The following is a 15,102-nucleotide window of genomic DNA, read 5'->3' as shown; positions in this document are numbered from 1 at the left end:
GTACCGGTTCTCTTTTTGTTTTGGCAGATAAACTTTAATTTAGGATATGTTTCCAACCATCGGCGATCTGATATTTTACCTCTTCCATATCCGGGTTGGGTTTCCTATCCAAACGCTTGGTTTTTTTATGGCGCTTGCCTTTTTATTTGCCTACATAGTTTTTACCTCCGAATTTAAACGCTATGAAGCTATTGGCAAAATCAACGCGTTTAAGCGCAATGTGATTGTAGGAAAGCCTGCTTCGGCTGCTGAAATGACCATCAATTTTTTGCCGGGTTTTTTATTCGGATTTAAGCTTTTTGGCGCTGTTTTTAACTACGCTATTTTCGCAGCAAATCCCAGGGCTTACATTCTCTCATTTCAGGGAAACCTGACTGCCGGAATCCTGATCGGCGGCGCTTTTGCTTTCTGGATTTATAACGACCGGAAAAAATTCGCGCTGCCTAAACCGCAAACAACCGAATATGCCGTGCATCCTTACCAATTAATGGGACTGATTGTTTTTAGCGTTGGCTTTTTCGGTTTTATTGGTGCTAAGCTGTTTGATATTGTGGAGCATTTTGGCAGGTTGAGATATGATCCGCTGGGCACTATATTTTCGGCTAATGGGTTTGCTTATTATGGTGGATTGATCTTTGGGGCGCTGACTTATTTGTATATCGGTCACCAGCATCATATGAAACTGGTGCATCTTGCAGATATCGGCTCGCCGGGTATGATGCTGGCTTACGGTATTGGCCGTATAGGATGCCAGTTTTCCGGTGATGGCGATTGGGGGAAAGTTAATATGTACTTAAAACCGGGTATGTTGAACTGGCTGCCCGATTGGATGTGGACGTTTACATATCCGCATAACGCTATAAATTCCGGTATGCCGATATCTGGTTGTATAGGTAATTACTGTAACCAATTGGCTAACCCGGTTTATCCTACACCGTTTTATGAGGCTACATTGTGTATTGGTATGTTCCTGTTAATGTGGGCCTTTCGTAAAGGTATAGTTACACCCGGCTTTATGTTTTTCCTGTACCTTGTGCTTAACGGTACCGAGCGTTTTTTGATAGAGCAGATCCGCATCAATCCGGTGTATCATTTTTTAGGCTTGCCCTTTACACAGGCCGGTTTAATTGGCTTTTTAATGCTGCTGGGCGGATTAACAGGTTTTGCCACCCTGATTATTAAACACAGAACCCATCAGCAGAAACATTTACCTGTATTATAAATATCGAAATGAAAAAAAATACCCTTGCTTGTTTAGCTTTTTTGAGCCTGGCTTTAACAAATAAAACCTTTGCTCAAAAGGCTGATACAGTTGATGTAACCAATATTAAATTTAAAGTTGAGGCCGCGCCGGAATGGTCGGCTTTATTAAAACGTGATTTAGGCTGGTTTGGCGGCGATGGTATTTATACTATTCCTTTAAATGGCAAGGAGACCGGCCAGGCAAAACCCAGCGATAAAGTGCTTTTCATTTTTAGTGACAGCATGATTGGCGCGGTACGCGACAATACTACAGCTCCGGGAGCGGTAATGATCCATAATGCTGTAGCTGAGTTAAAAGGGAACGAGCCATTGGATAAGCAGATGAAATTTTATTGGGATAAGAATGCCAAAGGTAAACCTGAATCTGTTTTTATTCCGCATACACCTAAAACCGGCCCTACAGATTACTACTGGCTTGGGGATGGTTTTGTTAACCAGGCGCTGAACAACAATATCTACATTTTTGGGTACCGGGTTCGTAATGTAAGTAATGAGGCGTTTGGTTTCAGGGAGGTGGGCAATACGCTTATCAAAATCCCTGCAAACAGCAAACCGCCTTATAAAGACCTCAAGCAAATGGATACACCATTTTACCTGATGGATCAAAAAGGCGAAAGTGGCTCGTTTGGTGCAGGCATCTATGTAAACACTAAAGAGGCCGGTGCGCCTAAGCCGGATGGTTATATTTACGTTTATGGTGTACGAGGCATGGCCAAGCATTTGATGGTTGCCCGTGTTTTACCTAAAGATTTTGAAGATTATAGCAAGTGGACTTTCTACAACGGAACTGCCTGGGTAAACGATATGGAACAAGTTGCCAATGTAACCAGCAATGTATCAAACGAGTTAAGCTTCAGTCCGCTGCCTGATGGTCGTTACGCTTTGATATTCCAGGTAGGGGGAATGACCACATCCGTAGGCATGCGGATAGGGGCAAGCCCGGTTGGTCCATTTGGCCCGATCATTAAACTTTGGGATTGCAAACCGGATTTAACCGCCAAAACGTTTGTGGTTTATAACGCTAAAGCCCATCCGAGTTTATCAAAACCTGGCGAATTGCTGATCAGTTATAACATTAACTCCGTTGATTTTTTGAATGACCTGAAGAAATATCCTAACCTGTACAGGCCAAGGTTTATCAGGGTGAAGTTTGAATAGCCAATATTTTAAATGAGCTTTCAGGGAGACTTTTCTTCAATGACTTTATTTAAAATGCTACTTTGCTAAATCGATTTAATTATTAATTTTGTTCGGGGACGATTTCTTCAATCATCAAGTCCTGATACCATTATAAACCAATGAAAATACGTTTGCTTGTTTGCGCCGCTGCGCTTGCTTATACCGGAAACCTGTTTGCACAGGAGGCTAATCTTGTAAAGTATGTGAATACCCGGCAGGGTACCAATACCAAGTATGAGTTTTCGTACGGTAATACCTATCCGGCTACCTCATTACCTTTCGGCATGAACACCTGGACGGCACAGACGGGTAAAAATGGTGATGGATGGAAGTATCAGTATTTTGAGCATACCATCCGCGGTTTTCAGCAGTCACATCAATGCAGCTCATGGGTTAACGATTATGTGGTGTTTTCGCTGATGCCGGTCGCCGGTAAATTGGTTGTCAATGAAGATGAAAGAGCGGCATCATTTAGTCACGATAACGAGATTGCCCAGCCCAGCTACTACAAGGTAAAGCTTAATAACAACATCACCGCCGAAATGTCACCTACCGAAAGAGGGGCGCATTTGCGTTTTTCTTTCCCGAAAGGTAAAGCCTCGTATCTTGTGTTGGATGGCTATACCAAAATGAGTGAAGTAAAGATCATTCCATCCGAACGCAAAATAACCGGCTATGTAAACAATTGCCGCTGGGCTCCCAAAGATTTCAGGAATTACTTTGTTATTGTTTTTGACAAGTCGTTTACCGGTTATGGCACCTGGGAAAATAAAAAGAACACCATAGCAGCAAAAAGCGAAACAGCGGAAGGAGAGGGTGTTGGGGCTTATATCCAATTTAAAGATGGCGAAACCGTGCAGGCCAAAGTAGCCTCGTCCTATATCAGTCCCGAACAAGCTGAACTTACGCTAAATAAGGAATTGGGCGAGTTCAAATCATTTGACGATACCCATAAAGCGGCAGACAAAGTTTGGAACCAATTGCTTGGCCGTATGGCTGTTGAAGGTGGCACGGAAGATCAAAAGGCAACTTTTTATTCCTGTATGTACCATGCAAACTTGTTTTCGCACCAGTTTTTTGAGTATGGAAAGGACGGTAAGCCTTATTATTACAGCCCTTATGATGGTAAGATACATGATGGTTATATGTATACCGATAATGGTTTCTGGGATACTTTTCGTGCGCAATTTCCTCTGAACACTGTATTGCATCCTAAAATGGAGAGCCAACTGGTACAGGCGCTGCTTGATGCACAACAGCAGTGCGGCTGGCTGCCGGCCTGGTCATTCCCGGCGGAAACCGGTGGTATGTTGGGAAATCATGCCATTTCCTTGTTGGCGGATGCATGGGTAAAAGGAATTCGAACTTTTGATCCTAAAAGGGCGCTTGAGGCATATTATCATGAGGCTACTAACAAGGGCCCGTGGGGGAGTGCTAACGGTCGCCCGGGTTGGAAAGAGTATTATACCAATGGTTATGTGCCTTTTACGCCTCAAACCCTCGGTTCAACCGCCTGGACGCTGGAGTTTGCTTACGACGATTTTTGCGGTTACCAGCTGGCAAAGCTCACCGGTAATAAATTTTACGAAGATGTTTTTGCAAGGCAGATGTATAATTATAAAAATCTGTTCGACACAAAAACGCGTTTCATGCGCTCAAAAGATGCACAGGGTAACTGGATTGAGCCTTTTGATCCTATGGATTGGGGCGGTCCTTATACCGAAGGTAACGCATGGCACTGGACATGGTCGGTTTTTCATGATACACAAGGGTTGATCAACCTGATGGGCGGGGAAAAGAACTTTACTGCAAAGATCGACTCGGTATTTACAGAGCCGGGAACCATCAAAGTAGGAGGGTATGGCCAGGTAATTCACGAAATGACGGAGATGGCCGAATTTAAAATGGGCCAATACGCCCAGGGTAACGAGCCCATTCACCATTTGCTTTACATGTATAACTACGCCGGCCAGCCATGGAAAGCCCAGCAGCATCTGCGCGATGTGATGGATAAAATGTACAACGCGGGTGAAAACGGCTACCCCGGCGATGAGGATGAAGGACAAATGTCGTCGTGGTTTGTGTTAAGTGCGGCTGGTTTTTACAGCGTTTGCCCCGGTACCGATCAATATGTGATTGGCAGTCCGCTGTTTAAAAAGATGACCATCGCTTTAGAAAACGGCAAAAAGTTCGTGATTGAGGCTAATAATAACAGTAAGGAGAACGTGTATATCCAATCGGCCACGCTAAATGGTAAGCCATATACGCATAACTGGATCACGCAGGGTGATATCATGAATGGTGGCCTATTGCATTTTGAAATGGGCAATAAACCAGCCTTGAACCGCGGGATAGCGCCCGATGACAAGCCGTTTTCGCTTTCAAAGGCAAAGTAAACATCTAAATTAGGTTTGGGGGGGCTGTCATCCTGAGCTTGTCGAAGGACGTGCGCAGAGGCCCAACCCGCCATGCTTCGACAGGCTCAGCATGACATCCATAGTTAATTTTGTCATGCTAAGGAATGTCTAATCGAAGAGAAGGACATGAAAATTATCTGAATACTCGCTAAAACGATTTTATGATCAATATTTACAAATTAAAAAGAATATTTCTGCTAATCACCTCCATGCTGCTGTTGTTCAACGCAACATCAGCGCAGGAAATATTTTACCTAAACAATGCCAACAAACAAATAACCTGGAAAGTAAAAGCACAGGCAGATCTCGGAGCCGATAGTCTTGATATCTATAAAAATGGCTACGCGACTACAGATTGGGTAAAGGCAATTGTTCCGGGTACCGTATTTTCATCGTACGTTGCTGCCGGCTTGGAGAAAGATCCCAGTTTTGGTGATAATATTTATAAAGTTGATAAAAAGAAATACGACCGCAATTTCTGGTATCGTACAGCGTTTAATGTCCCTGCCAATTTTACCAGACAAAAGATCTGGCTCAACTTTAAGGGGATAAATCGTAAAGCCGAGATCTACCTTAACGGAAAAAAAATTGGCAGTTTGGATGGTTTTATGCAACGCGGCATGTATGATGTAACTAAACTGGTTAATAAAACCGGTGCCAATACATTAGCCGTTCTGGTTTATTGTCCGCTAAACCCATTAGTGAATTATGCCAGCCCAACCTACATCCCCAGTGCAAGCTGGGATTGGATGCCTTATGTTCCGGGCCTTAATAGTGGCATTACAGACGATGTATACCTGACCAATACCGGAAGCCTTACCATCAATGATCCCTGGATCCGCACGGACGTGCCCACTACCGCCCGCGCCGAAGTTTCCGTTGCTGTTGGGGTAAAAAATAGTACCGATACTTTTCAAACGGGCGTGTTAACAGGCGTTATTAACCCTGGAAATATCCAGTTTACGCAAAAAGTATTTGTGGGGGCTAATAGCAATGCCGAAATCAAGATCGATCCTAAGCATTTTTCGCAATTGATTATCAATGGCCCCAAGCTGTGGTGGCCAAATGGTTATGGCGATGCCAACTTGTATACCTGTAACTTAAGCCTGAAGCTTGGTGATGCTATTTCTGATAGCAAACAGATTAAATTCGGCATTAAAAAGTACAGCTACGATACGGTTGGCCATGTTTTGCATTTGTATGTAAACGGTACCAAAGTTTTTTTAAAAGGAGGTAACTGGGGCATGGCCGAATATATGCTTCGTTGCCGTGGTGCAGAATATGATATCAAGGTACGATTACACAAAGAGATGAATTTTAACATCATCCGCAATTGGATTGGCTCTACAACCGATGAAGAGTTTTATGATGCCTGCGATAAATATGGCATGATGGTTTGGGACGATTTCTGGCTTAATTCTATCCCTAACCTCCCTAATGATGTAAATACGTTTAACGCCAATGCCATCGAAAAAATAAAACGGTTCAGGAATCACCCTTCAATTGCCATTTGGTGCGGTGATAATGAGGGTGAACCTTTACCGCCGCTTAATAATTGGCTTCGGGAAGATATCAGCGCATATGATGGGAACGACAGGTATTATCAACCCAATTCGCACGCTGGCAACCTGACAGGCAGCGGCCCGTGGACTAACTTTGACCCGCGTTGGTACTTTAGCCGTTTTCCCAATGGCTTTGGCGGAAACCAGGGTTGGGGCTTACGCAGCGAGATTGGTACAGCCGTATTTACCAATTTCGACAGTTTTAAAAAGTTTATGCTGAAGGATAAATGGTGGCCCCGCAATGAGATGTGGAACCTGCATTTCTTTGGCCCTTCGGCAGGCAATGCCGGGCCCGACAGGTATGATGATGGTATTAAAAACCGATATGGAGCAGCGTCGGGTATTGAGGATTATTGCCGTAAAGCTCAACTGCTAAACATCGAAACAAACAAAGCCATGTATGAGGGCTGGGAAGATAATATTTGGGAGGACGCTTCCGGTATTATGACCTGGATGAGCCAGTCGGCCTACCCATCGTTGGTGTGGCAAACCTATGATTACTATTATGATTTAACCGGTGCTTACTGGGGAGCTAAAAAAGCCTGCGAACCGCTGCACATTCAATGGAACCCGGTAAATAACGCCATCAAGGTAATCAACACAACCCGTGCCGACGAAAACGGCTTGACCGCCTATGCCGATGTTTATAATAGTGATGGGCAAATAGTAAAACAATACAGCCTGTCAAAAACTATTGACGCTCCGTCAAATACAGCCTTAAACTGCTTTACAATGGCTTTTGCCGATAACCGCGAAAACCTGGCATTAAACAAGCAGGCTTTTGCATCATCCACTACTATGGGCGAGGCCGGTTCTGTAACTGATGGTAATTCGGGGAGCAGGTGGGCCAGTAATTCTAATGATGCGGAGTGGATTTATGTCGATCTTGGAAAAGAGCAGAAGATAAATGGCGCAAAGCTGAACTGGGAAGAGGCGTATGGAAAAGCTTTCAAGATCCAGGTATCTGATGACTCTAAAAGCTGGAAAGATGTTTATGAAAGCGGCGACGGTCATGTAGGCGTACAGCAAATCACTTTTGATGAGGTAAAAGGCCGGTACGTGCGCATGTATGGCTTGCAGCGTGGCTCGGGCTGGGGATATTCACTTTGGGATTTTGAGGTGTACGGTGGTGCGCCTAAAAGTAGCGGCCTTACCGATGTTCATTTTATTAAACTAAAATTGGTGGACAAAAACGGAAAATTGATATCGGATAATTTTTACTGGAGAGGTAATAAACGCACAGATTTTACCGCGCTTAATCAACTGCCAAAAGTTAACCTGAAAGTATCATCGGCTACAATACAAATTAATGGTAAATACTATGTAAATGCCAGGGTCAGCAACCCATCGTCGTCAAAGGCGGCTGCTTTTGCCATTCGCGTACAGGCTACCAAAGCGAGTACCGGCGAGCAGATCTTACCGGCCATCATGAATGATAATTATTTTTCGCTCATGAAAGGCGAATCAAAGGATATCAGGATAGAATTTGACGCGGCATTGTTGGGTAAGGATCTGCTGAAATTATTGGTGGTGCCCTACAATGATCCGGTGAAAACACAATAGACAACGTTAGGTTTAGCCATGTTAAACTTATTTTGAGTTTGACTTTAAGGTAACATTAATTAATTACCTTTACGATCTACCTATATTCTATGTCGTTAAATACTGATTATCAAATAATTGATAAAGATGGGATTGTTTCGCAGTTTAGAACTGTTAATGCAGATCATTTAAAGAAACCCGGGAAAAAAGTTTTTCATTATATCCCGGCTTTAGACACTATAAGGGGGCTCGCTGTCTTGTTTGTTTTACTAACCCACATGACCTATGGTGTTATCAAAGGCGGATTAGTAGGAGTAGTACTCTTTTTTGTGTTAAGCGGGTTTATAATCACCTCTTTATTACAAGCCGAGTCAGCAGCCTATGGTAAAATATCAATTATTCGTTTTTATTTTCGCCGTGCATTAAGGCTTTTTCCTCCTTTATTGATTTGTATAATATCGGCCAACGTTTTTTGGTCGTACATTGAAGTTGGTAACCCGCAGGCTAATCAATCATTAGCTACTATAGCGGCTTTGTTTTATTTTATCAATTTACTTCCTGAAAAAGTTTCAGGGCATCTGGTGCATCTCTGGTCTTTATCTGTTGAAGAACACTTTTATCTTTTTTGGCCGTTAATTACCTCCTTCTTTCTATTCAAATTTTCACGGCGAAATCAAATAAAGCTTCTTTTAGCATTGATTTTAATTGCATCCATATACCGCGTATGGCAGGGTAATTTTGAAACCTCGTTTTATAATGGTTTGCTAATCATTGATCCCATACGTTTTACACTTTGTAGTGTTGATAGTATTTTAGTTGGAGCGCTTTTAGCCGTAGCTATGCCGATGGCGGCGTTTAAAAACTTTCTGTTAACTAATAAACTTCGCCTCTGGCTTATTGCCGGTTACATAATTATTTTTAGCTTTTTCCTGGTAATGTTACGTGGTGGCTCTGTTTTTCGCAGTGGAGGATTTTTATTGTTAGATGTTTTTTGTGCTGGAGCTATATTTATAGCGATAAAAAGTCCTGAACATTTTTTGTTTTCCAATAAAGTACTTAAATGGCTTGGAACCAGATCATACGGGATTTACGTGTACCACTACGTTATTTTTGCGGTATTTGAACATTTTAGGGTGCATGATAGCGCAGGTAATTTTATAGTCATATCAGTGATTCGTGTCGGGGTTTCTTTTTTGTTTGCAGAAATATCATTCAGGTTCGTGGAAATGCCATTGTTGAAATTCAAAGAGAAATGGAACCTGCAAAGGTGATTTATATTGCTAAGTAATTGTGAATGAGATTTTTTATCGAAAATAAATAATAAGCCTTTGGTACATTGAAGTTTTAAACTAATTTACCGACCCAATTAACACACAAACCTGCACAATGGATACCAAACCTCAATTTACAGAACGTAAGTTCCTTGTAGTACTCATTTTTGTTACTTCGTTATTTATGCTCTGGGGGATAGCCATGACCCTCGGTGATACTTTGAACAAGCATTTTCAGAATGTTTTGCACGTTTCAAAGTCGCGCTCTGCCTATGTACAGCTATCATTATTTGGCGCTTATGCTGTAATGGGCATCCCGGCTGGTATGTTCATGAAAAAATTCGGCTATAAAAATGGTGTGCTTTTAGGTCTCGGACTTTATGCTGCAGGCGCATTTCTGTTTGTTCCGGCGGCCGATGCTAAATCGTTTGACTTCTTCCGGATCGCGTTATTTGTACTTGCCTGTGGCCTCGCAACACTTGAAACTGTAGCCCATCCCTTTGTTGCTTCACTGGGTGATCAGCGTACCAGCGATCAGCGTATCAATTTCTCACAGGCCTTCAATGGGGTTGGCGGCGTGATTGGTCCGTTGTTGGGTGGCTATTTTGTTTTAAAAGGAGGGCAGGAACATTCCAACGACCTGATATCGGTAAAGCATCTGTATATTGTAATAGGCGCGGTGATAGCATTAGTGGGCGTAGCATTTTCATTTTTAAAAGTTCCGCCATTGCAGGATCCGCATGTAGTGGCTACAGATTCATACGCTGTTGCCGGTGAGGGACACGTTCAGGAGAGCCTGTTCAAGAAAAAGCATTTTGTTTTTGCTGCTATAGCTCAGTTGTTTAACGTAGCTGCCCAAGGCGGTACATGGGCATTTTTCATTAACTACGGCCATGAGATCATGCACCTGACAGATGAGCATGCTGGTTATTATTTTTCGTTAAGTATGGTGATGATGATGGCCGGCCGTTTTATTGGCACCTTCCTGATGCGTTACATAGCGCCCAATAAATTGCTGTCGATATTTGCGCTGGGCAATATCCTGATGTGTATCATTGTGGCGCAAGGTTTTGGCGTGGTTTCGTTTGTGGCTTTGCTGTTTATCAACTTCTTTTTCAGCATTATGTTCCCAACCATATTTAGTCTTGGCTTGAAAAACTTAGGCGCTCAAACCCAAAACGCGTCCTCATTTATCGTAATGGGGGTTGTTGGGGGCGGCTTGTTTCCACCTATTATGGGCTTAATTGCTAATCATAATGTAGCTACAGCTTATTACCTGCCTATCATTTGTTATACGGTGATATTTTTATTCGGTATCAGTTATCCGAAGCTTAACAAGCAAGGTATATAATCAAAGTAGCTTAATCGATTTATTTTTATATTTTGGCCAATAATAGCTCAATAATCTATGGTTATTGAGCTATTATATTTTATATTTGATTTTAGCCAATTTTTAGCCGAGTGAAAAAACTATCGATTGTTGATATAGCCAATGAATTAAAGGTTTCTAAAACCACAGTATCATTTATACTGAATGGCCGGGCCAAAGAAAAGCGGATAGGTGAGGACCTGGTGGAGCGCGTTACCAAATACGTTGAAGAGGTAGGTTATAAACCTAACTCGCTGGCTAAAAGTTTGCGCACCGGTAAGTCAAATACCATTGGTTTAATGGTTGAGGATATTTCAAACCCATTTTTTGCCAGCATTGCCCGGCTTATTGAAGATAGGGCTTATAAAAATGGCTACAAGATAATTTATTGCAGTACCGACAACGATACCCAAAAAACCAAGGAACTCATCAATATGTTTCGTGACAGGCATGTGGATGGTTATATTATCGCCCCGCCAGAGGGTATTGAAGATGATGTAGAACAACTGCTTAAAGATGGTTTACCGGTGGTGATGTTCGACAGGCATCTACCTAAAGTAAATACCGATTATGTTGAAATTGATAACCTTTTCAGCACCTATAACGCCACTCGACATTTAATACAGCAGGGTTATAAAAATATAGCCTTTGTTACATTTGCTTCCTCGCAAACACAAATGATGGCCCGTGTACAGGGGTATAAGGATGCGCTGAAGGAGAGCCGTTTTACACCAGTAGTTAAAGAAATAGTTTTTAACCAGGACGAGGAAATGATCATTAAGCCAATGACAGCCTTTTTCAAAAAGCATAAAGACCTGGACGCGGTAGTTTTTGGCACCAACCATGTGGGCACGTGCGGATTAAAGATATTTAGTACGCTGGGTGTAAAAGTACCTGATGATATGGCAGTTATCTCATTTGATGATTATGACGTTTTTAAGCTGTACTCGCCGCCGGTAACCGCTATTGCTCAGCCGGTTGATGAAATTGCTGATAATGTGATCACAGTTTTGCTCAAAAAACTTAATACAAAAGGAGTTAGCACAGCTTCGCATTCTATAATTCTTAAAACCAATCTCCAGATCAGGGGTTCGTCGTCCGGTTTAAAAGATTGATTAATTTTAAAAGAACCATATATTAGCAGGCGTAAGTGATACACTTGCCGAGGATAGGTTTTCTGTAACCGGGCATCCTTTTATTATCTTTAATAAAAATTTACTGTTATGACACGGGCTTTTATTATAAAAAATAAGGCAAGATTGGTCTTGGCCTTAGCTGTGCTCACAGCCATGCTTTTATTGGCTAACTGGAATGGCCGTGACAATGTAAGAGCATTAGATAAAACACTGACTTCCATTATGAATGATCGGTTGCTGCCGGCTACTTTTGTGCATGAAATAAGCAACAGGCTTTATGAAAATAAACTGACTGCAGCGGCATCGGCCCCGGATGCCCAGGCTAAAATCAGTAGTAATTATGCCGCTATAGAAGCACTGGCGAAAAAATATGAAGCTACTCAATTAACGAAGGAAGAATCGGTAAAGTGGAAGGCTTTCCGCGTTCAGTTGAGTAACCTTCGGAAACAGGAGGCGGACAAAAATAACGCGGAGTATGTTTTTACCCAGGCGCTTAAATCGCTTGATCAGCTGATAGCGATACAGGTTGGCGAAAGTAGCCGCTTGCTGCAAAGCGGGCAAAGGAATGTGAGCTCAAGCATACTGACAGCCAACTTTGGTGTTGTGGTTTGCATTTTACTCGGACTGTTTATCATGGTACTGCTAAGTGCCAGGGAACAGATGATATTACGGCAGGACGAACGGCATTTGATGAATTGAAACTTCGTAAGTCTTTGATTACAACTTTTAAAAATCGTCATTGCTGTACGAAGCAATCGCGAACTATACAGGGCGAACCTGCTAATCGGGGATTGCTTCGTTCCTCGCAATGACGATCGGAGATTTTCTTAAATAACCATCACATTCTCACCGCCTTTAAGCATGTATGTTTTTGACCTCCATACAAAAATACCGGATGTGCGTTGCGGTAAATTGATCTTTATTCTCCACTTGTTGTTTTCCAGAGCGTAACTCACTGCAACCTTTCCGTTAGGGTGAGGGATCTCGCCGCTTACTTTGGTTATTGTTCCCAGATGTGGTTCAATCTTTATCTTACTAAATCCCGGCGAATAGCTGTCGATGCCTAAAACTGTTCGGAAAAATTCGATGTTGGGACTACTGCCCCAGGCATGGCAGTCCGAACGGCTGTATTTAAGATCTGAATATTCGGCCCAGGTGGTTAGCCCCATTTTAATGTTTTCGCGCCAGATATCCAGCCAGTTCATATAATCATCACCTAAACCGCCTTTTACCAAAGCCTGGTGCAGGTAATATTTAAAATAAATGGTGCATTGGGTTAAGGATGTATCGCTCAATAATCTTTTAGACAATACCGGCAGATCTGCATTTTTTACCATGCCGGTAAGTATAGCCAACGAATTGGCATGCTGCGAAAAATGGTCTTTGTCCCGGGTATCGGCGTAGAGCATTTTTGTAGCGTCCCAGTATTTGCGTTGGATTGTTTGTTTAAGCTTAGCAGCCTGTTTGTTGTACAAAGCGGCATAATCAGGCAATCCCATCTTGGCTTCCATTGCGGCAGCCCATTGGTAGGCCCACAATAGCTGCAGGTCAATTATGGCCGAACTACCATCTGTGCCTTTGGGCGGTGATCCAATTTCCCAGTTTTTACCGCTGGCCCAATCCACAAATGTCCAGTACGGGGTATTTTTTAATGAACCATCGGCTTGCTGATATTGACTGAAGAATTTTAATACCGCTCTTTCGCCCTCCAGTTTATCTTTAATAAAAGTGCTGTCGCCGCGGTACATCCAGTAATCATGTAGCATGCCTATGTACCATAACGAAAAGGTTGAAATAATTTGGGTATCATGAGTAGGGTAGCGGCTTTGTGTAACACCTTCGGCCAAACGAGAATGGTCCATCAGGTTAATGGCGTTGCGGGCCAGGCGGTCGTCGCCACTGTAATAGTAAGAAATCATGGCCTGGATACGGGTATCACCGATGTATTGTAGCTGTTCGTAATACGGGCAATCGGTATAAGTTTCAACGGCGTTTAACCGGGCGGTGCGCCAGCCAATATCAAGGATTTGTTTTATCTCCTTGTTATCGGTATTGAAAACGGCAGTTTGCTTAAATGGATATCCTGTGAAGGTGCCATACAGATCGTTGATAACCAAGGGTTCGTTTTGGGTATGAATAATTAAACGGATGTAACGAAAAGTGCGGAAATTGAGCGTAGTGTATGATTGTCCTTTGTCGCCATTGGAGATCAGACTATCCTTTCTGCCCGAAAAATCTTTCCCATCCACATCATTACGGTTACCTTTCCGCATGTTGTATTTGCTTAAATTATCAAAAAGCGATTCTGCATAGCTTAAGGAGATGCCGGCATCTTTTCCTCCGCTGAAATTTATAGTAGGGTAGGCATTTGTAAGATGTACTTGATCAAGCAGCATAGTAATCGTAGTGTTAGCAGGAATGGTTAACGGTGCTTTGGTGCCAGGAAAAGTTGGAGGAATATCCATTCCGGTGGCTTTACGTACGGTTGGGATCCGTTCATAGACCAACTCCCGTTGTGGAATTGATGAAGGCACCAATTGCCATCCGAAACCATCCCATTGCCCTTTCAATTGTCCGCCGAAAAGATTAGCCGCTTTAGGCCAACTATTATCATCAAAATCTGGCGCATACCAGTTCATGATTGATTTATTCATATCCACCATCTCCCCGTTGCTGGCGGCAAAATAGCCCCAGATGGGTTGATACCCTCTATCTTGTGTGCTTTTCCAGGTATTATTGGTATTCAGGATTTCTTCGGCTGCTGTGCTGCCTTGAATAATGAATGCTGTTCGTACGCTGATCTGTGCTTCAGGACGATATTGTGCCTCATTCCATACTAAAGCAGCCACCGTATTTTTACCGGCTACGAGATACGGTGCAATGTCGACAGTTTCATAGTTCCAATAAAAGGTATCACCACGGGCCGGTCCGAGCGATACCAATGTGCCATTTACATAGAGCTTATACCGGTTATCGGCCGATACATTAATAATGAACCTTGCCGGTTTATTAGCGAGCTCGATGTTTTTTCGGAAATAGTAAATACCATATTCATTTCCGGTGATGCCGGGTGCGGAGATCCATTGTGCGTTCCACGTCCGGTCTTCCGGTGGCTGAACCGGTCGTGCGTTACTGTTGTGTGTTAAAAGGAGAATTGCAGCTGATAAAATAGAAAGTAGCAAACGTTTCATGCAGATTTAATTGGTTTTATTGGTGATTGCTCAGGTTGGTTTTACCTGTATGTTTAAATCATAAAATTGGTTCGACTAATATAATTAAATCGATTTAGCATTTTGTCATGATTTTTGATTTTTTTATCGATGGAGGTGTTTAATACTAAGGGAGGGGACATTAAGATCCCGT

The 15,102-nt window shown here is 42.7% G+C and carries 9 protein-coding genes; 8 read left to right on the top strand and 1 reads right to left on the bottom strand.

Annotated elements, in window-relative coordinates:
- Positions 1-46: 46 nt before the first annotated feature.
- The 8 genes from DUL71_RS10930 (at position 47) to DUL71_RS10895 (ending at position 12,438) form a co-directional block, all read left to right on the top strand.
- Positions 47-1,222 (top strand): prolipoprotein diacylglyceryl transferase, encoded by a 1,176-nt coding sequence (locus DUL71_RS10930; RefSeq protein WP_114938108.1) that lies wholly within the window; start codon positions 47-49, stop codon positions 1,220-1,222.
- Positions 1,223-1,230: 8 nt separating this feature from the next.
- A complete protein-coding gene (locus tag DUL71_RS10925; protein WP_114938107.1) occupies positions 1,231-2,421 on the top strand; it encodes a DUF4185 domain-containing protein in 1,191 nt (396 codons plus the stop codon).
- A gap of 140 nt (positions 2,422-2,561) precedes the next feature.
- Positions 2,562-4,838: a GH92 family glycosyl hydrolase gene (locus tag DUL71_RS10920; protein WP_114938106.1), complete on the top strand. Its 2,277-nt coding sequence runs from the start codon at positions 2,562-2,564 to the stop codon at positions 4,836-4,838.
- A 182-nt stretch (positions 4,839-5,020) separates the two neighbouring features.
- Positions 5,021-7,984 (top strand): discoidin domain-containing protein, encoded by a 2,964-nt coding sequence (locus tag DUL71_RS10915; protein WP_208645523.1) that lies wholly within the window; start codon positions 5,021-5,023, stop codon positions 7,982-7,984.
- 89 nt (positions 7,985-8,073) lie between these two features.
- Complete coding sequence (locus DUL71_RS10910) at positions 8,074-9,234, top strand: acyltransferase family protein (RefSeq protein WP_114938104.1); 1,161 nt, start codon at positions 8,074-8,076, stop codon at positions 9,232-9,234.
- 115 nt (positions 9,235-9,349) lie between these two features.
- Positions 9,350-10,585: an L-fucose:H+ symporter permease gene (gene fucP, locus DUL71_RS10905; protein ID WP_114938103.1), complete on the top strand. Its 1,236-nt coding sequence runs from the start codon at positions 9,350-9,352 to the stop codon at positions 10,583-10,585.
- 110 nt (positions 10,586-10,695) lie between these two features.
- The gene (locus DUL71_RS10900; RefSeq protein ID WP_112570447.1) at positions 10,696-11,718 is read left to right on the top strand and encodes a LacI family DNA-binding transcriptional regulator; all 1,023 of its coding nucleotides are present in this window, start codon (positions 10,696-10,698) and stop codon (positions 11,716-11,718) included.
- A gap of 108 nt (positions 11,719-11,826) precedes the next feature.
- Positions 11,827-12,438 (top strand): MCP four helix bundle domain-containing protein, encoded by a 612-nt coding sequence (locus DUL71_RS10895; protein ID WP_114938102.1) that lies wholly within the window; start codon positions 11,827-11,829, stop codon positions 12,436-12,438.
- A 128-nt stretch (positions 12,439-12,566) separates the two neighbouring features.
- Here the strand turns inward: DUL71_RS10895 and DUL71_RS10890 are convergent, their stop codons facing one another.
- A complete protein-coding gene (locus tag DUL71_RS10890; protein WP_114938101.1) occupies positions 12,567-14,930 on the bottom strand; it encodes an alpha-L-rhamnosidase-related protein in 2,364 nt (787 codons plus the stop codon).
- Between the last annotated feature and the right edge of the window lie 172 nt (positions 14,931-15,102).

This window comes from Mucilaginibacter endophyticus (genome assembly GCF_003351025.1).
Classification (GTDB): Bacteria; Bacteroidota; Bacteroidia; order Sphingobacteriales; family Sphingobacteriaceae; genus Mucilaginibacter; species Mucilaginibacter endophyticus.
Note: the sequence above shows the minus strand (reverse complement) of the source record. Positions and strands in the feature narration are given on the sequence as shown.

Bases quoted from the DNA above. Each gene is read 5' to 3' on its own strand.
- DUL71_RS10895 (WP_114938102.1), top strand. From the start codon at position 11,827: ATGACACGGGCTTTTATTATAAAAAATAAGGCAAGATTGGTCTTGGCC.
- DUL71_RS10915 (WP_208645523.1), top strand. From the start codon at position 5,021: ATGATCAATATTTACAAATTAAAAAGAATATTTCTGCTAATCACCTCC.
- DUL71_RS10910 (WP_114938104.1), top strand. From the start codon at position 8,074: ATGTCGTTAAATACTGATTATCAAATAATTGATAAAGATGGGATTGTT.
- DUL71_RS10930 (WP_114938108.1), top strand. From the start codon at position 47: ATGTTTCCAACCATCGGCGATCTGATATTTTACCTCTTCCATATCCGG.
- DUL71_RS10890 (WP_114938101.1), bottom strand. From the start codon at position 14,930: ATGAAACGTTTGCTACTTTCTATTTTATCAGCTGCAATTCTCCTTTTA.
- DUL71_RS10925 (WP_114938107.1), top strand. From the start codon at position 1,231: ATGAAAAAAAATACCCTTGCTTGTTTAGCTTTTTTGAGCCTGGCTTTA.
- fucP (WP_114938103.1), top strand. From the start codon at position 9,350: ATGGATACCAAACCTCAATTTACAGAACGTAAGTTCCTTGTAGTACTC.
- DUL71_RS10920 (WP_114938106.1), top strand. From the start codon at position 2,562: ATGAAAATACGTTTGCTTGTTTGCGCCGCTGCGCTTGCTTATACCGGA.